This is a genomic window from Burkholderia sp. ABCPW 11, assembly GCF_001523445.1.
GTDB lineage: Bacteria > Pseudomonadota > Gammaproteobacteria > Burkholderiales > Burkholderiaceae > Burkholderia.
The window spans coordinates 94,668-109,790 of the sequence record NZ_LOVM01000075.1; the positions used below are offsets into that span (position 1 = coordinate 94,668).

Below are 15,123 nucleotides of genomic sequence, written 5' to 3' on the forward strand. Positions count from 1 at the left end.
GCGGAAAGGGGAGAGCATACCGCGTCGGGCGCGAGCGCGCGCGCCAAAACAAAAAGCCCCGCAGATGCGGGGCTTTTCGGTCGCCGTCAGGCTGGCAGAAACCGGAAGATTACTTGATCTTGGTTTCTTTGTATTCCACATGCTTGCGGACGACGGGATCGAACTTCTTGATCGCCATCTTTTCCGGCATGTTGCGCTTGTTCTTCGTGGTCGTGTAGAAGTGACCCGTACCAGCGGTCGACTCGAGCTTGATCTTGTCGCGGGCGCCTTTTGCCATGATTGTGCTCCTTGGGCTTAGGCTTCGCCGCGTGCGCGCAGGTCAGCGAGCACGGAATCGATGCCGTTCTTGTCGATCAGGCGCAGGCCGGCGTTCGAGACGCGCAGGCGCACCCAGCGGTTTTCGCTCTCTACCCAGAACCGGCGGTTTTGCAGGTTCGGCAGGAAGCGACGCTTCGTCTTGTTGTTGGCGTGGGAAACGTTGTTGCCGCTCATCGGCGCTTTCCCAGTTACTTGGCATACGCGTGCCATGAGAGCACTCCTAATACGCTAAATTCGGGGTTCGATCGCCGGTGAAGGTTCCATCGCACCGCCACGTGATCCATGGCTGCACTCAGAACGCCGTAGCCCTTACAGACAAGGCCCTTCGATGGCTAGAACTGGTTGGAAAAAAGACAGACGGCGATTCTAGCAGAAAAAGTTCAGAAAAATCAAACCTAATTTCGCTTCGCCGTTGCGGCGCCTTGGGATGGGCCGCCGCGCCACAGTCTACAGCCAACCGGCCCGCGCGAACGAAAAAGTATCGCTGACGCCGACGACGATGTGATCGAGCAGCCGCACGTCGACGAGCTCGAGCGCGTCTTTCAGCACGCGGGTCAGGCGGCGGTCTTCCGCGCTCGGCTGCACCGCGCCCGACGGATGGTTGTGCGCGACGATCAGCGCCGCGGCGTTGTGTTTCATCGCGCGGCGCACGATTTCGCGCGGATAGACGGCCATGCGCGTGAGCGAGCCGCGCGCGATTTCCTCCATGTCGATCAGGCAGTTGCGCGCGTCCAGGTAGACCGCGATGAATACTTCGTACTGGCGCGTGCCGATCTTCAGTCGCAAACAATCCTCGACGGCACTGGGCGAGTCGATCTGCATCCGTTCTTCCGCTTTCTCCACCAGCATGCGCCGCGCGATCTCGGTGACCGCGACGAGGCGCGCGGAGCGCGCGGGGCCGATGCCGGGATGCGCCTCGAAATCGTCGGTGGTCGCTTCGAGCAGCCCGTGCAACGTGCCGAACTGCTCGACCAGTCCGCGGGCGGTGACGAATACGTCGTGCCCGGGCTTGCCGGTGCCGAGCAGCAGCGCGATCAGCTCGTCGTCGGTCAGCGCGGCCGGCCCGCGTTCCACCAGCCGTTCGCGCGGCCGCTCGGGCCGCCAGTCGCCCGTGCGGCGCCTGCGCCGGTTGATCGGGATGACGCGGCCGGGCGGATCGGCCGGCGCGTCGGCGGTGTCGCGGCATTCGGCCGACGGCAGGATGGGGCGGGGTGACGGCATGATCGGAACTCCATTGGCGGCAGGCGGCGTGCGCAACGTCGTCGCACTTTCCGCCTTGCACGCTCAGGTGACTTACAATATTGGCTTTGCGCCGGGCCATTCGGCCGTATCGGGCGCCGACTGAACGAGTAATTCATGAGCCTCATCGATCTATCCGAAGTGAAGCCCGGTTCCCACGTCACGTTGCATTACCGGCTGGCACTGGCCGACGGCGCCGACATCGTCAACACCTTCTCGGACAAGCCGGCCACGCTGTTGCTGGGCGCGGGGCAACTGGCGCCGTCGCTGGAACAGATTCTGCTCGGGCTCAGGGTCGGCGACCACTCGACTTTTCAGCTAGCCCCCGATCAGGGGTTCGGCCCCCGGAATCCCGACATGCTCCAGCGCGTGACGCTGTCGACGCTGCGCGAGAACGGAATGGTCGGCGACGATTTCACGCCGGGCGAACTCATCGAGTTCAATGCGCCGGATGGCGGGCGCTACGCGGGGGTGCTGAAGGAAGTCGGCGAGACCTCGGCACTGTTCGACTTCAATCATCCGCTCGCGGGCCAGGCGCTCACGTTCGAAGTGAAAATCATCGGAATCCTGTAACCATGAGTACCACCGATATGCTGTCCGGGCAGACCGTCGCCGCCGACGCCGAAATCCTGCTGGCCCAGCCGCGCGGCTTCTGTGCGGGCGTCGACCGCGCGATCGAGATCGTCGAGCGCGCCATCGCGATGCACGGTGCGCCGATCTACGTTCGTCACGAAATCGTCCACAACAAGTACGTGGTCGAGGATCTGAAGAAGAAGGGCGCGATCTTCGTCGAAGAGCTCGAGGAAGTGCCGGCCGGCAATACCGTGATCTTCAGTGCGCACGGCGTGTCGAAAGCCGTGCGCGACGAGGCCGACGTACGCGGGCTGCGCATTTACGACGCAACCTGCCCGCTCGTCACGAAGGTGCACGTCGAGGTCGCGAAGATGCGCCAGGACGGCGTCGACATCGTCATGATCGGGCACAAGGGCCATCCCGAAGTCGAAGGCACGATGGGCCAGGTCGAGCGCGGCATGCACCTCGTCGAAAGCGTCGAGGACGTGCAGAAGCTCGAGCTCGCCGATCCCGAGCGCATCGCGCTCGTCACGCAGACGACGCTGTCCGTCGACGACGCGGCCGAAATCATCGGCGCGCTGAAGGCGAAGTATCCGAAGATCCGCGAACCGAAGAAGCAGGACATCTGCTATGCGACGCAGAACCGCCAGGACGCGGTGAAGTTCATGGCACCGCAATGCGATGTCGTGATCGTGGTCGGGAGCCCGAACAGTTCGAACTCGAGCCGGCTGCGCGAAGTGGCGGAAAAGCGCGGCGTGGCCGCGTACATGGTCGACGCGCCCGACCAGATCGATCCGGCATGGGTCGCCGGCAAGCGCCGCATCGGCGTGACGGCCGGCGCGTCGGCGCCCGAGGTGCTCGCCCAGGCCGTGATCGCACGGCTGCGCGAACTCGGCGTGCGCAACGTCCGCGCACTCGACGGCATCGAGGAAAACGTGTCGTTTCCGCTGCCGCGCGGGTTGAACCTGCCGCCCGCCACTTGATTGCCGCATCGCACCCGCGGAATACCGAAGCGCGCCTCCCGGCGCGCTTTTTTTGTGTGTCGAAATTGCGATCGCAACCATGATTGCCAATCGTGGTGCAACCCGGTTGCTCCCGGCGTGCTCAATCGTGTCTCAAAATTGGTTGCAATGCAGGAAAACCCCATCGAATCAGGAATATTGGCGTCCTGTAAATGGAGTTACAATGCGCCCGTTTTCAAGCCGGAATGGCTTTGAAATCGGGTTTTGGCAAGGCGCGGGAGACCATTCAATGCATGTGAAGTTGGCTTACGCCGTGTCCGTCGCCGCACCGGTTGCAATCCTTGCCGGCTGCAGCAAAAAGAGCGACGACGGGGCGGGCAGGGAAGCTGCGGGGTTCGCGGCGCCATCGGCCAGCGGCGGGCGCGTCGCCGGAAGCGGACGTGCGGCGCCATCGGCGCGCCGTCTCGCGCAACTGGGCAGGGACAAGGAATACGGGGCACGTTTGACGATCGAGGAAATCAACGCGCTTGGCCCGACGAGCGGGCCGGCAGCGGGCATGCAGGCTGCGTCGCGGCAAGCGGCCGGTCGACGGATGCCGGACGATCGCGGCGTTGCCCGCAGCGTGCCGAGGCCACTGTCCCCCCTTCGATTCGATTCGACGAAACGGCATGCCGCCGCGACCGCCCGTGTCGGGGCGCGCAGCCTGGTTCGTACGATGGATTCCGATGCAGTCCTGACGGAAGTCGGGCGCGATTGCCGCAACGCCTTGCCGGGCGACGCGGCGCGGAATCCGCTCCGTCCGGGCGCGATGTTTGCGTGGCACCGGACGGGCCAAGGCACGGATGCCGGGCAACCGGACGACGGCCGTCTCGGCATGCTGCCCCACGACTTCAAGGAGGCCACGAACACCGTCCTCGATGTCGTGACGATTTAGCGACGGGACTCATGACGGCACCGAAACAGTGCGGTGCCGTTTTCGTATCCGCTCCGGCGGCAGGCCCGGCCGTACAGGCCGGGCGGCGCGCGCCGGGACGATCCACCCTTACCGGTATCGAACTAGTACCCGCAGTGTCGCCGAGAAGGCGCGATTCCTCGCTTACCGGCGGGGCGCAACGTCCTCCGGCAGCATGGGCCAAGGAGCTTTAAATGGATATTTTCGTCCAGCAGGTTCTCAACGGGCTGGTGCTCGGCAGTGTGTACGCCATCATCGCGTTGGGTTACACGATGGTGTACGGCATTCTCGGCATCATCAACTTCGCGCACGGCGACGTGCTGATGATCGGCGCGATGGTCGCGCTGTCGGCCATCACCGTGCTGCAGAACCACTTTCCCGGACTCGGCAACGTCGCGACGCTGACGATCGGCCTGGGCATCGCCGCGGTCGTTTGTGCGTTCGTCGGCTTCACGATCGAGCGCGTCGCGTACCGGCCGCTGCGCCGCGCGCCGCGCCTCGCGCCGCTGATCACCGCGATCGGCGTGTCGATCCTGCTGCAGACGGCCGCGATGATCATCTGGTCGCGCAATCCGCTGCCGTTCCCGCAATTGCTGCCGACCGACCCGATCAACGTGATCAAGGCGACCGACACGACGCCCGGCGCCGTGATCTCGGTCACTGAAATCGTGATCATCGCCGTCGCGTTCATCGTGATGGGCGGCCTGCTGCTGCTCGTGCACAAGACCAAGCTCGGCCGCGCGATGCGCGCGATCGCCGAAAGCCCGAATACGGCAAGCCTGATGGGCGTGAACCCGAACTTCGTGATCTCCGCGACGTTCATGATCGGCTCCGCGCTCGCCGCGTTGGCCGGCGTGATGATCGCGTCCGAATACGGCAACGTGCACTTCTACATGGGCTTCATCCCCGGCATGAAGGCGTTCACCGCGGCGGTGCTCGGCGGGATCGGCAACCTCGGCGGCGCGATGGTCGGCGGCGTGCTGCTCGGCCTGATCGAGCAGCTCGGGGCCGGCTACATCGGCAACCTCACGGGCGGCGTATTCGGCAGCAACTACCAGGACGTGTTCGCCTTCATCGTGCTGATCGTCGTGCTGGTGTTCCGTCCGTCGGGCCTGCTGGGCGAACGGGTCGCGGATCGCGCGTAACGGAAGGGGAGCAAACAACATGACATCCATTCAACCGATCGAATCGTCGACGTCGCTCGTCGAAGAGCGCAACACCGCCAAGACCGTCGTCATCGGCCTCCTCACCGCGGTCCTCGTGATCGCCGCGCCGATCGTGATCGGCTCGGCCGGCGGCAACTACTGGGTGCGCGTGCTCGACTTCGCGATGCTGTACGTGATGCTCGCGCTGGGCCTGAACGTGGTGGTCGGCTTCGCCGGCCTGCTCGACCTCGGCTACATCGCGTTCTACGCGGTGGGCGCGTACACGGCGGCACTGCTGAGCTCGCCGCACCTGACCTCGCAATTCGAGTGGATCGCGGCGCTCGCGCCGAACGGCCTGCACGTGCCGTTCCTGATCATCGTGCCGATCGCGATGGCGCTGGCGGCGACTTTCGGGATCCTGCTCGGGGCACCGACGCTGCGCCTGCGCGGCGACTATCTGGCGATCGTGACGCTCGGCTTCGGTGAAATCGTCCGGATCTTCATGAACAACCTCGACCGTCCGGTGAACATCACCAACGGCCCGAAGGGGATCACGGGCATCGATCCGGTGCACGTCGGCGGCTTCAACCTGTCGCAGACGCACACGCTGTTCGGCTTCCAGCTGCCGTCGGTCTACATGTACTACTACCTGTTCGTGCTCTGCTCGCTGCTGGTGATCTGGGTGTGTACGCGTCTGCAGCACTCGCGTATCGGCCGTGCATGGGCAGCGATCCGCGAAGACGAGATCGCGGCGAAGGCGATGGGCATCAACACCCGTAACGTGAAGCTGCTGGCGTTCGCGATGGGCGCATCGTTCGGCGGCCTGTCGGGCTCGATGTTCGGCGCGTTCCAGGGCTTCGTGTCGCCGGAGTCGTTCACGTTCTGGGAATCGATCGTCGTGCTCGCCTGCGTGGTGCTCGGCGGCATGGGCCACATCCCGGGCGTGATCCTGGGCGCGGTGCTGCTCGCGATCTTCCCGGAATTCCTGCGCTCGACGATGAGCCCGCTGCAGCATGCACTGTTCGGTCATGACGTCGTCGATACCGAAGTGATCCGTCAGGCGCTGTACGGCCTCGCGATGGTGATCATCATGCTGTACCGCTCGGAAGGCCTGTGGCCCGCGCCGAAGCATGAGGACAAGATCGCGAAACTGGCGAAGCGCAACAGCAAGAAGCCGGTGCGCGCTTAACCAACGGACAAGGGGATACACACATGAGCGACAAGCAAATCCGACTGTCCGTGCAGGGCGTGAACAAGCGTTTCGGCGGCCTGCAGGCGCTGTCCGACGTCGGCCTCCAGATCAAGGAAGGCGAGATCTACGGCCTGATCGGCCCGAACGGCGCCGGCAAGACGACGTTCTTCAACGTGATCACGGGCCTCTACACGCCGGACTCCGGCGACTTCAAGCTGGACGGCCAGAACTACACGCCGACGGCCGTGCACCAGGTGGCCAAGGCCGGCATCGCGCGCACGTTCCAGAACATCCGCCTGTTCGGGGGGATGACGGCGCTCGAGAACGTGATGGTGGGCCGCCACGTGCGCACCAAGCACGGGCTGCTCGGCGCGGTGTTCCAGACGCCGGCCGAACGCCAGGAAGAGCGCGAGATCAAGGAACGCGCGATCGAGCTGCTCGAATACGTCGGCGTGCTGCAGTATGCCGACTACACGTCGCGCAACCTGTCGTACGGTCACCAGCGTCGTCTGGAAATCGCACGGGCCCTTGCGACCGATCCGAAGCTGCTCGCACTCGACGAGCCGGCCGCCGGGATGAACGCGACCGAGAAGGTCGAACTCACGCGCCTGCTCGACAAGATCCGCTCGGACGGCCGCACGATCCTGCTGATCGAGCACGACGTGAAGCTCGTGATGGGGCTGTGCAACCGGATGACGGTGCTCGATTACGGCAAGGTGATCGCCGAGGGTCTGCCGCAGGACGTGCAGAAGAATCCGAAGGTGATTGAGGCATATCTCGGCGCAGGGGTGCACTGATGGCAGCGGCAATGTTGAAAATCAAGGGCTTGCAGGTCAACTACGGCGGCATCCAGGCCGTCAAGGGCGTTGACATGGAAGTCCGTCAGGGCGAGCTCGTGACGCTGATCGGCGCGAACGGCGCCGGCAAGACCACGACGATGAAGGCGATCACCGGCCTGAAGCCGTACTCGGCAGGCGACATCGAGTACGACGGCAAGTCGATCAAGGGCGTGCCGTCGCACGAACTGCTCAAGCGCGGGCTCGCGATGGTGCCGGAAGGCCGCGGGATCTTCGCGCGGATGTCGATCATCGAGAACATGCAGATGGGCGCGTACCTGCGCAACGACAACGAGCAGATCAAGAAGGACGTCGACCGGATGTTCGGCTTTTTCCCGCGCCTGAAGGAACGGGCGACGCAGCTCGCGGGCACGCTGTCGGGCGGCGAGCAGCAGATGCTGGCGATGTCGCGCGCGATTCTGAGCAAGCCGAAGTTGCTGCTGCTCGACGAGCCGTCGATGGGTCTGTCGCCGATCATGGTCGAGAAGATCTTCGAAGTGGTGCGCGAGATTTCGAAGGAAGGCATCACGGTGCTGCTGGTCGAGCAGAACGCACGCCTCGCGCTGCAGGCGGCCGACCGCGGCTACGTGATGGATTCGGGCACGGTCACGATGGAAGGCGATGCGAAGCAGATGCTCGACGATCCGAAGGTGCGGGCTGCGTATCTCGGTGAATGAATGAGCGGGCCCGGCGCGGCGGCGGTTGCCGGCGCGTCGCGCAAGGGCTTTCGAAAAGCTGTCGCGGGATGCCGTGACAGCTTTTTTTTCGTCCGGCGTGTCCGGCGGCGAACTGTGCTCGCGGGTGCGACGCCATTCATCGGGTAGCGAGGCCGGCCACGCGGTGCGGGACACGGCGGCGTGTCGGTTTGCCGGCAGCCGTCCGCCACCGGCCCTCCGCCACCGGCCCTCCGCAAACCGACACGCGGGAGGCGTAGCATGGCCGATCCATCGCGATACGGAGAGCACGCATGAGTCTGGACTACGGTTTCGTGAAGGCGAAGGTGACGTCGGTGGCGCAGCTGAAGGGCTCACCGCACGGCAGCGAGATCCAGTATCACATCCATCTGACGCTCGCGTTGCCGAGCGGCGACTGGGATGTCGCGGTCAATGTCGGCACCAACGATGCGGATGACCTGCTGAACTACAAGCTCGTCTACGATTTCCATCATCCGATCACGGCGACGCTGGCGGCCGCAGCCGAAGGCTATACGGACCTCACCGGGCACGCCGCGCTACCTGCGCTCGACTATCTGCGCAGCGATATCCTGAACGAGACGGGGGCGTGGCGCGCGAGCGCCGTGATGGACGGCACCGAGCACGCGGAGCCGATTCCGTCGCTGCTGCGGCTCGTCAATGCTGCCCAGTCGCAAGGGCTCGATGTGGTCGTTTTCGGCCGCACGTATGCGCAAGGCAACGGCATCCACGACACGCACATGAACCAGGGCTCGACAGGCTCGAACTACCTGCACCGCGCGGGCAACGACCGCAACGACCACAACGACGTGTGGCAGGACGGCGCGCTGATCGTGCGCGTGAGCGACACGCAGTGGGCCGCGTATTTCGCGGCGTTCGAGCAGCAGGCCGTGCCGACCGACGCGCTCGGCAATCCGCTGCCGGGCGCGGGGCCGATCACGCGCTGAACCGTGTAGCAGCCGGCGGCCGCGTTACGCGGCGGGCAGCGTCTTGCCGAACGAGATGCGTTCCTCGACGCGATAGCCGAGCGCCGCGTAGAAGCGGCATGCATCGTCGTTGCCGGGCAGCACCTGCAGGTTGATCTTCAGGCAGCCGCGCGCGGCGAGCGCGCGCTCCGCATGTGCGATCAGCGCGCGGCCGACGCCGAGCCGGCGTACGTCGTTCGCGACGCCGAACGAATAGAGCCAGCCGCGATGTCCGTCGAAACCGGCCATCAGCGTGCCGACGACGCGCGCCCCGCTGGTCGCGACGAAGAACAGCTCCGGCTGCGTCGCGAGCTTCAGCTCGATCGATCGTAGCGGATCGCGGTGCGGCGGCGCACCGGCTTCGTCGTACTGCGGGAACGCGTCCCGCCATACCGCGAGGACGGCATCGGTGTCGGCGCGTTCGAACGGGCGGATCACGACAGCATCGGCGGCGGCATCCATCGCGGCGGCTCCCTTACAGCGTGTCGAGGATCGACCGCAGCATCGCCATCATCCGGTCGATTTCTTCGGTCGTCACGTTCAGCGCGGGCATGAAGCGCAGCAGGTTCGGCCGCGCGGCATTCAGCAGCAGGCCGTCGGGCTGCATGTCGCGCGCCTTCTCGACGATCTGCGGGCCGATGTCCTTGCCGAGCAGCAGCGCGCGCAGCAGGCCTTCGCCGCGTTCGCCCTCGAAGCCGCGCTCCTCCGACAGCTCGAGCAGCTTGCGCTTCAGGTATTCGCCGCGCTCGCGCACGCCTTCGAGGAAGCCGGGCGCGACGAGCTGCGAGATGACCGAATAACCGACCGCCGTCATCAGCGGGTTGCCGTTGTACGTGCCGCCCTGGTCGCCGGCCTCGAACACCGCGACATCGGCCTTCGACAGCAGCGCCGCGAGCGGCACGCCGCTGCCGATGCCCTTGCCGAGCGTCATGACGTCCGGCTCGATATCGGCGAGTTCGTACGCGAACAGCGTGCCCGCGCGACCGCAGCCGCTCTGCACTTCGTCGACGATCAGCAGCAGGTTGTGCTGTTTCGTCAGTGCGCGCAACTCGCGCATGAATTCGCGCGTGGCCGGAATCACGCCGCCTTCGCCCTGGATCGGTTCGAGCATCACCGCGACGGTCTTGTCGGTGATCAGCTTCTCGACCGAGTTGATGTTGTTCAGTTCGGCCTTCGGGAAGCCCGGCACCTGCGGCGCGTAGATCGTGTCCCAGCCCGGCTTGCCGCTGGCCGACATCGTCGCGAGCGTGCGGCCGTGGAAGCTGTGATCGAACGTGATGATCTCGTACGCGCCGTTCCTGAACTTGCGGCCCCACTTGCGCGCGAGCTTGATCGCGCCTTCGTTCGCCTCGGCGCCGCTGTTCGTGAAGAACACCTTGTCGAACACGCTGTGCTGCGTGAGCAGCGCTGCGAGCTTCGCCATCGGCTCGTTGTAGAACGCCGGCGACGGGTTCAGCAGCTTGTCGGCCTGCGTTTTCAGTGCTTCGACGACACCGTCGTTGCAGTGACCGAGGCTGTTGACGGCCCAGCCCTGGATGAAGTCCAGATAGCGCTTGCCCGTGTGATCGTAGAGCCACGAACCCTTGCCGTGCGTAAACACGATGTCGGGGCGGTTCGTGATGTACATCAGCGAGTCGATCGGATAATCGTTCAGGGGCATGGCGGCAGACTCCAGCGGGCGTTGAAAGGAAACGGGCAATAAAAAAGCCACGGAAGGCCGTGGCTGGTGGGTCGAACAGCTTGTGCGTAACCGGTGAAGCGGAGGAGGGTTACGCGCGAGTCCGTGACGAGCCGGCGGCATCCGGGCGGAGCGGCGAGCGGCGACGTCGGAGAGCGGACAGGAAGCGGTTCATGTGCGCAAGCATAAGGCATCCCGCGCCCCACTGTAAACCGCCGCGATGCCACGAATGTGACACGGGCGGCGCGCAGCAGGGCGCGGGCGCCCGGCGCTCAGACCGGATGCGCGAGATCGGCGGCGCTCGTAAACGAGTCCGCGTAGAACTCGTCGGCCGGCAGCGCGTGGTGCTGCGTGAAGTCGCGCTGCGCGGATTCGACCATCACCGGCGCGCCGCACGCGTACACCTGATGGCCCGACAGATCGGGCAGGTCCTCGATCACCGCGCGATGGACGAAGCCCGTGCGGCCCGTCCACTGGTCGGCGTCGTCCGGCTCGGAGAGCACCGGCACGTACTTGAAGTTCGGGATGTCGCGCGCCCACTGCTCGGCGAGTTCGGCGAGGTAGATGTCCTTCTTGCGGCGCGCGCCCCAGTAGAGCGTCATCGGGCGCGTGATGCCCGAGTGCTTCACGTGCTCGATGATCGCCTTGATCGGCGCGAAGCCGGTGCCCGACGCGAGCAGCACGATCGGCTTGTCGGAGTCCTCGCGCAGGAAGAACGTGCCGAGCGGGCCTTCGAAGCGCAGGATGTCGCGCTCCTTCATCGCGCCGAACACGTGGTCGGTGAACTTGCCGCCCGGCATGTGGCGGATGTGCAGCTCGATCGGGCCTTCCTCGTGCGGCGCGTTCGCCATCGAGTAGCTGCGGCGCGAGCCGTCCTTCAGGATGAATTCGACGTACTGGCCCGCGAGGTACTGCAGGCGTTCGTTGGCAGGCAACTGCAGCTTCACGACCATCACGTCGTCCGCCTTGCGTTCGAGCGCGGCGATCCGGCACGGCAGCTTCTTGACCTGCACGCCGTCGACGCCGGCGATCTCGCGCACGTCGATCTCGAGATCGCATTGCGCCTTCGAGCAGCACAGCAGCGCGAGGCCGCGCGTGCGTTCGTCGTTGGACAGCGCCGACGCGGCGTGCGGACCCTGTTCGATCTGGCCCGACACTATCTGGCCCTTGCAGGAGCCGCACGCGCCGTTCTTGCAGCCGTACGGCAGATGGACGTTCTGGCGCAGCGCGGCCGCCAGCACGGTTTCGTCCGACTCGACCTGGAATTGCCGGCCGCTTTGCTTGAGAGTGACGTTGAATGCCATAGAACCAAACTAGAACAAAATGGGAGGACCGTGCGTGTCGCGCACGGCAGCTACAATGCAAAACCGTTGCGCGTCGCGCAACGGCGGCTACTGATTTCGCAACCAACATGATCGCGACACGAATCCTGCGCCGGCCGCGCGTACTGATCGTCGGCTGCGGCGACGTCGGCATGCGCTGCGTCGCGCAATGGCGTGACGCGCGCCGCAATCTGCGCATCTTCGCGCTGACGAGCCACCCGGCCCGCCGCGACGAACTGCGCGCCGTGGGCGCGACGCCGATCGTCGGCGATCTCGATCGCCCGGCGACGCTCGGCCGCCTCGCGGGCCTCGCCCGCACGATCCTGCATCTCGCGCCGCCGCAATCCGACGGCCGCGACGACCGGCGCACGCGTGCGCTGATCGCCGCAACGTCCATGCCCGCGCGTCGGCCGGCGGCGCCGCCGGCACCGGCGGCTGGCCGGCTCCGAACGCTGCGCAGCGCGGCGCGACAGGCCGGCGCGCCCGTTCGGGCAGCGCGTATTGTACCCGACGGTCTTCGCGCGCCGAGGCTCGTCTACGCCAGTACGACGGGCGTCTACGGCGATTGCGGCGGCGCGCGTATCGACGAAACGCACCCGCTGCGCCCTGCGAACCCGCGCGCGTTCCGGCGCGTGTCGGCCGAGCGGCAACTGCGCGCGGCGACGGTGCGCGGCGCGTTGTCCGCGCGCATCGTGCGCATTCCCGGCATCTATGCGGCGAACCGCTTGCCGCTCGCGCGGCTCGAGCGCGGCACGCCGGCGCTCGAGCCGGCCGACGACGTGTACACGAACCACATCCACGCGGACGATCTCGCGGCGATCCTGCGCCGGGCGGCCGAGCGCGGCAAGCCGGCGCGCGTCGTGCACGCGTCGGACGACACCGAACTGCGGATGGGGGAGTATTTCGACCGGGTCGCGCAGGCACTCGGCCTGCCGAGGCCGCCGCGCGTCAGCCGCGCGGACGCGGAGCGCCTGCTCGAGCCGACGCTGCTGTCGTTCATGCGCGAGTCGCGGCGCCTGTCCAACGCACGGCTCAAAGCCGAATTGTGCGTGACGTTGCGCTATCCGACCGTAGACGATTTCCTTCAAACGCTCGCGCCGGGCAGCGCGTCAGGTGAGCGCCGGTAACGCCTCGATCAGCAGGAAGCACAGCAGCGCACCGATCAGCGCGCCGATCAGGTTCGGATGATATTTGTGCCTCAGATGCATCGTGACCAGCAGGCCGCCGATCGCGATGACGCCGATGACCGCGAACGCGATCATCACCGACGACAGTTCGAAAGAATGGTTGATGTTCATGACGTCCCCCCTGCATCGCTGCTCTTGCAGCTTGTGATTTCAGTATAGCGGGGGAACCTGCGGTGCAGGGGCGGCCGAATGCCGAACGGTCGTGCGGATTTTCCCTTACAGGGTTTGGACGGGATTGCGCAGCGCGGCAAGGTCGGCTTCGTCGAGCCACCGCCATGCGCCGGGTGCGAGATCGCCCGGCAGCGCGAAGCCGCCGATGCTTTCGCGATGCAGCGACTCGACGCGGTTGCTCGCCGCCGCGACCATCCGCTTGACCTGGTGGTACTTGCCTTCGAGCACGGTCAGCGCGAGTGCGTGCGTGTCGCGGGCGGCGGCGGCGACGGCCGCGATCGGCTTCGGCTCGCCATGCAATTGCACGCCGGTGCGCAGCGCCCGCAGTTGCGTGTCGTCGAGCGGGTGGCGTACGGTCGCGACGTAGGTCTTCGGCACCTTGCGCTTCGGCGACGTGTACGCGTGCACGAACTGGCCGTCGTCGGACAGCAGCAGCAGGCCGGTCGTGTCCTGGTCGAGCCGGCCGACGCACTGCACGCCGCGTGCGACGAGCGGCGCGGGCAACAGGCTGAACACGCTCGCATGGTGCTGCGGATCGCGCGAACACTCGTAGCCGGCCGGCTTGTTGAGCGCGAGATATGCGCGCGCATGGAACGGCCATGCCGTATCGTCGACCGAGAACACGAGGCCGTCGGTATCGAAGATGGCGTCCGGGTCGGTCGAGGTCGCGCCCGCGACGGCGACGCGGCCTGCTTCGATCAGGCCGCGGCACTGGCGGCGCGAGCCGAAGCCCTGGGTGTAGAGAATGCTTTCGAGATCCATAGCGCGCGCATTCTATCAAGCACCGGCGCAGGGCCGGCATGGACGCGCATGCTGGTAAGCTGCCGGAACGCTGCGCGGCGCGCGGCGCCCGTTCATTCTTCACGGAACGCTCATGCCTTTCGATTCATTCCCGTTCGGCCGCCGTGCTGCCGCCGTCATCGTCGCCGCGACCGTTTCGTCGACCGCGTTCGCGCACGCGCATCTCGCGAAAAGCGACCCGCCGGCGGGCGCCGCGCTGGCAGCCGCACCGGCGGCCGTCACGATCGACTTCACCGAGCCGCTGGAGCCGGCATTCAGCTCGATCGTCGTCGTCGACGGCGACGGCAAGACGGTGTCGAGCGGCCGCGCGCGTATCGACGCGTCGAACCGCAAGCGGATGACGGTGCCGCTCGCGGCGCTCGGCCCGGGCGCGTATACGGTGAAGTGGGCGGCCGTCGCGACCGACGGGCATCGCACGCAGGGCGCGTACGGCTTCGGCGTGAAGTGACGCAACGGCGGCGGCAAGCCCGTGCCAGGATTGCCGCCGCCTTTATCCGACAGGAGTCTCCGGCATGAATCCGACGACGCTCGACGCACTCGCCGATTTCCCCCGCCAGCTCGAAGCGCATTTCGCGGCCGTCCCCGACGGCTATGCGCGCTGGACCCCGGACGACTGGGCCGGCATGCCGAGCGAGCATTTCTCGCCGCTCGGGCAGCTCTGCCATGTGCGCGACATCGAGATCGACGGCTATCACGTGCGGCTGCGCCGCATGCTCGACGAAGACCGGCCGCGGCTCGTCTCGATCGACGGCGACGCGCTCGCGATCGAGCGGCGCTACAACGACGCGTATGCGTCCGACGTGCTCGCGGCGATTCGCGACGCGCGGCGCGAGACGCTGGAGCTGCTGTCGCGCCTCACGCCCGAACAGTTCGAGCGTACCGGCGAGTTCGAGGGCTACGGTGCGCTGACCGTGCGCGGGCTCGTCCACTACCTGTGCAGCCACGATCAGCAGCATCTGGCCGGCATGCAGTGGCTGCTCGGCAAGATCGACGCAGCGCTGCACGCGCGCTGAGCCGGCCGGCGGCCGCGCAGTCGATCGCAGAGTCCGGTGCCGCCGTCGGTGCGGCCGGCCACCTTGCATGGCTTCGA

At 66.3% G+C, this 15,123-nt stretch carries 19 protein-coding genes; 11 read left to right on the forward strand and 8 right to left on the reverse strand.

Annotated elements, in window-relative coordinates:
* Positions 1-109: 109 nt before the first annotated feature.
* From rpmG to radC, 3 genes are all read right to left on the reverse strand, one after another.
* Positions 110-277, reverse strand: a complete 168-nt coding sequence (gene rpmG / locus WS61_RS25940; RefSeq protein WP_006478046.1) for a 50S ribosomal protein L33 — start codon at positions 275-277, stop codon at positions 110-112.
* A gap of 17 nt (positions 278-294) precedes the next feature.
* A complete protein-coding gene (gene rpmB, locus WS61_RS25945) occupies positions 295-528 on the reverse strand; it encodes a 50S ribosomal protein L28 (protein WP_004186391.1) in 234 nt (77 codons plus the stop codon).
* 237 nt (positions 529-765) lie between these two features.
* Positions 766-1,539: a DNA repair protein RadC gene (radC, locus tag WS61_RS25950; protein WP_059504732.1), complete on the reverse strand. Its 774-nt coding sequence runs from the start codon at positions 1,537-1,539 to the stop codon at positions 766-768.
* Positions 1,540-1,674: 135 nt separating this feature from the next.
* Between radC and WS61_RS25955 the strand changes: the two genes are divergently transcribed.
* From WS61_RS25955 to WS61_RS25990, 8 genes are all read left to right on the forward strand, one after another.
* Positions 1,675-2,130 carry a peptidylprolyl isomerase gene (locus tag WS61_RS25955; RefSeq protein WP_034208176.1) on the forward strand — a complete coding sequence of 152 codons (456 nt, stop codon included), beginning with the start codon at positions 1,675-1,677 and terminating at the stop codon, positions 2,128-2,130.
* A gap of 2 nt (positions 2,131-2,132) precedes the next feature.
* The gene (gene ispH / locus WS61_RS25960; protein ID WP_059504734.1) at positions 2,133-3,113 is read left to right on the forward strand and encodes a 4-hydroxy-3-methylbut-2-enyl diphosphate reductase; all 981 of its coding nucleotides are present in this window, start codon (positions 2,133-2,135) and stop codon (positions 3,111-3,113) included.
* Positions 3,114-3,381: 268 nt separating this feature from the next.
* Entirely contained in the window at positions 3,382-4,026 is a 645-nt protein-coding gene (locus WS61_RS25965; protein WP_059504736.1) for a hypothetical protein, read from the forward strand.
* A gap of 212 nt (positions 4,027-4,238) precedes the next feature.
* The gene (locus WS61_RS25970; protein WP_034208173.1) at positions 4,239-5,189 is read left to right on the forward strand and encodes a branched-chain amino acid ABC transporter permease; all 951 of its coding nucleotides are present in this window, start codon (positions 4,239-4,241) and stop codon (positions 5,187-5,189) included.
* A 19-nt stretch (positions 5,190-5,208) separates the two neighbouring features.
* A complete protein-coding gene (locus tag WS61_RS25975) occupies positions 5,209-6,378 on the forward strand; it encodes an ABC transporter ATP-binding protein (protein ID WP_059504738.1) in 1,170 nt (389 codons plus the stop codon).
* Positions 6,379-6,401: 23 nt separating this feature from the next.
* Positions 6,402-7,178, forward strand: a complete 777-nt coding sequence (locus tag WS61_RS25980) for an ABC transporter ATP-binding protein (protein WP_034178806.1) — start codon at positions 6,402-6,404, stop codon at positions 7,176-7,178.
* Positions 7,178-7,894, forward strand: coding sequence for an ABC transporter ATP-binding protein (locus WS61_RS25985; protein ID WP_006750046.1), 717 nt, complete (start codon positions 7,178-7,180; stop codon positions 7,892-7,894). Before WS61_RS25980 ends, WS61_RS25985 begins: the two co-directional genes overlap by 1 nt.
* 290 nt (positions 7,895-8,184) lie before the next feature.
* Positions 8,185-8,856 carry a DUF2278 family protein gene (locus tag WS61_RS25990; protein WP_059504740.1) on the forward strand — a complete coding sequence of 224 codons (672 nt, stop codon included), beginning with the start codon at positions 8,185-8,187 and terminating at the stop codon, positions 8,854-8,856.
* A gap of 24 nt (positions 8,857-8,880) precedes the next feature.
* Here WS61_RS25990 and WS61_RS25995 read toward each other — a convergent pair whose 3' ends face one another.
* The 3 genes from WS61_RS25995 to WS61_RS26005 form a co-directional block, all read right to left on the reverse strand.
* Positions 8,881-9,336, reverse strand: coding sequence for a GNAT family acetyltransferase (locus WS61_RS25995; protein ID WP_034208170.1), 456 nt, complete (start codon positions 9,334-9,336; stop codon positions 8,881-8,883).
* A gap of 13 nt (positions 9,337-9,349) precedes the next feature.
* Positions 9,350-10,534, reverse strand: coding sequence for an acetylornithine transaminase (locus WS61_RS26000; protein WP_059504742.1), 1,185 nt, complete (start codon positions 10,532-10,534; stop codon positions 9,350-9,352).
* Between the two features lie 290 nt (positions 10,535-10,824).
* Positions 10,825-11,856 (reverse strand): CDP-6-deoxy-delta-3,4-glucoseen reductase, encoded by a 1,032-nt coding sequence (locus WS61_RS26005; protein WP_059504744.1) that lies wholly within the window; start codon positions 11,854-11,856, stop codon positions 10,825-10,827.
* Positions 11,857-11,963: 107 nt separating this feature from the next.
* Here WS61_RS26005 and WS61_RS26010 point away from each other — a divergent pair, with 107 nt between their 5' ends.
* Positions 11,964-13,001, forward strand: a complete 1,038-nt coding sequence (locus WS61_RS26010) for an NAD-dependent epimerase/dehydratase family protein (protein ID WP_059504746.1) — start codon at positions 11,964-11,966, stop codon at positions 12,999-13,001.
* Here WS61_RS26010 and WS61_RS26015 read toward each other — a convergent pair.
* On the reverse strand, positions 12,984-13,172 hold the full coding sequence (locus WS61_RS26015) for a hypothetical protein (protein WP_059504749.1): 189 nt from the start codon (positions 13,170-13,172) through the stop codon (positions 12,984-12,986). The genes WS61_RS26010 and WS61_RS26015 overlap by 18 nt on opposite strands.
* A 105-nt stretch (positions 13,173-13,277) precedes the next feature.
* The gene (locus WS61_RS26020; protein ID WP_059504751.1) at positions 13,278-13,994 is read right to left on the reverse strand and encodes a pseudouridine synthase; all 717 of its coding nucleotides are present in this window, start codon (positions 13,992-13,994) and stop codon (positions 13,278-13,280) included.
* A gap of 112 nt (positions 13,995-14,106) precedes the next feature.
* Here WS61_RS26020 and copC point away from each other — a divergent pair, with 112 nt between their 5' ends.
* Positions 14,107-14,481 (forward strand): copper homeostasis periplasmic binding protein CopC, encoded by a 375-nt coding sequence (gene copC / locus WS61_RS26025; RefSeq protein ID WP_059504752.1) that lies wholly within the window; start codon positions 14,107-14,109, stop codon positions 14,479-14,481.
* A gap of 64 nt (positions 14,482-14,545) precedes the next feature.
* Positions 14,546-15,046 carry a DinB family protein gene (locus WS61_RS26030; protein WP_059504754.1) on the forward strand — a complete coding sequence of 167 codons (501 nt, stop codon included), beginning with the start codon at positions 14,546-14,548 and terminating at the stop codon, positions 15,044-15,046.
* Positions 15,047-15,123: the final 77 nt, after the last annotated feature.

Excerpts from the sequence above, each read along its gene's own strand:
- rpmG (WP_006478046.1), bottom strand. The coding sequence starts at position 277 with ATGGCAAAAGGCGCCCGCGACAAGATCAAGCTCGAGTCGACCGCTGGT.
- rpmB (WP_004186391.1), bottom strand. The coding sequence starts at position 528 with ATGGCACGCGTATGCCAAGTAACTGGGAAAGCGCCGATGAGCGGCAAC.
- radC (WP_059504732.1), bottom strand. The coding sequence starts at position 1,539 with ATGCCGTCACCCCGCCCCATCCTGCCGTCGGCCGAATGCCGCGACACC.
- WS61_RS25955 (WP_034208176.1), top strand. The coding sequence starts at position 1,675 with ATGAGCCTCATCGATCTATCCGAAGTGAAGCCCGGTTCCCACGTCACG.
- ispH (WP_059504734.1), top strand. The coding sequence starts at position 2,133 with ATGAGTACCACCGATATGCTGTCCGGGCAGACCGTCGCCGCCGACGCC.
- WS61_RS25965 (WP_059504736.1), top strand. The coding sequence starts at position 3,382 with ATGCATGTGAAGTTGGCTTACGCCGTGTCCGTCGCCGCACCGGTTGCA.
- WS61_RS25970 (WP_034208173.1), top strand. The coding sequence starts at position 4,239 with ATGGATATTTTCGTCCAGCAGGTTCTCAACGGGCTGGTGCTCGGCAGT.
- WS61_RS25975 (WP_059504738.1), top strand. The coding sequence starts at position 5,209 with ATGACATCCATTCAACCGATCGAATCGTCGACGTCGCTCGTCGAAGAG.
- WS61_RS25980 (WP_034178806.1), top strand. The coding sequence starts at position 6,402 with ATGAGCGACAAGCAAATCCGACTGTCCGTGCAGGGCGTGAACAAGCGT.
- WS61_RS25985 (WP_006750046.1), top strand. The coding sequence starts at position 7,178 with ATGGCAGCGGCAATGTTGAAAATCAAGGGCTTGCAGGTCAACTACGGC.
- WS61_RS25990 (WP_059504740.1), top strand. The coding sequence starts at position 8,185 with ATGAGTCTGGACTACGGTTTCGTGAAGGCGAAGGTGACGTCGGTGGCG.
- WS61_RS25995 (WP_034208170.1), bottom strand. The coding sequence starts at position 9,336 with ATGGATGCCGCCGCCGATGCTGTCGTGATCCGCCCGTTCGAACGCGCC.
- WS61_RS26000 (WP_059504742.1), bottom strand. The coding sequence starts at position 10,534 with ATGCCCCTGAACGATTATCCGATCGACTCGCTGATGTACATCACGAAC.
- WS61_RS26005 (WP_059504744.1), bottom strand. The coding sequence starts at position 11,856 with ATGGCATTCAACGTCACTCTCAAGCAAAGCGGCCGGCAATTCCAGGTC.
- WS61_RS26010 (WP_059504746.1), top strand. The coding sequence starts at position 11,964 with ATGATCGCGACACGAATCCTGCGCCGGCCGCGCGTACTGATCGTCGGC.
- WS61_RS26015 (WP_059504749.1), bottom strand. The coding sequence starts at position 13,172 with ATGAACATCAACCATTCTTTCGAACTGTCGTCGGTGATGATCGCGTTC.
- WS61_RS26020 (WP_059504751.1), bottom strand. The coding sequence starts at position 13,994 with ATGGATCTCGAAAGCATTCTCTACACCCAGGGCTTCGGCTCGCGCCGC.
- copC (WP_059504752.1), top strand. The coding sequence starts at position 14,107 with ATGCCTTTCGATTCATTCCCGTTCGGCCGCCGTGCTGCCGCCGTCATC.
- WS61_RS26030 (WP_059504754.1), top strand. The coding sequence starts at position 14,546 with ATGAATCCGACGACGCTCGACGCACTCGCCGATTTCCCCCGCCAGCTC.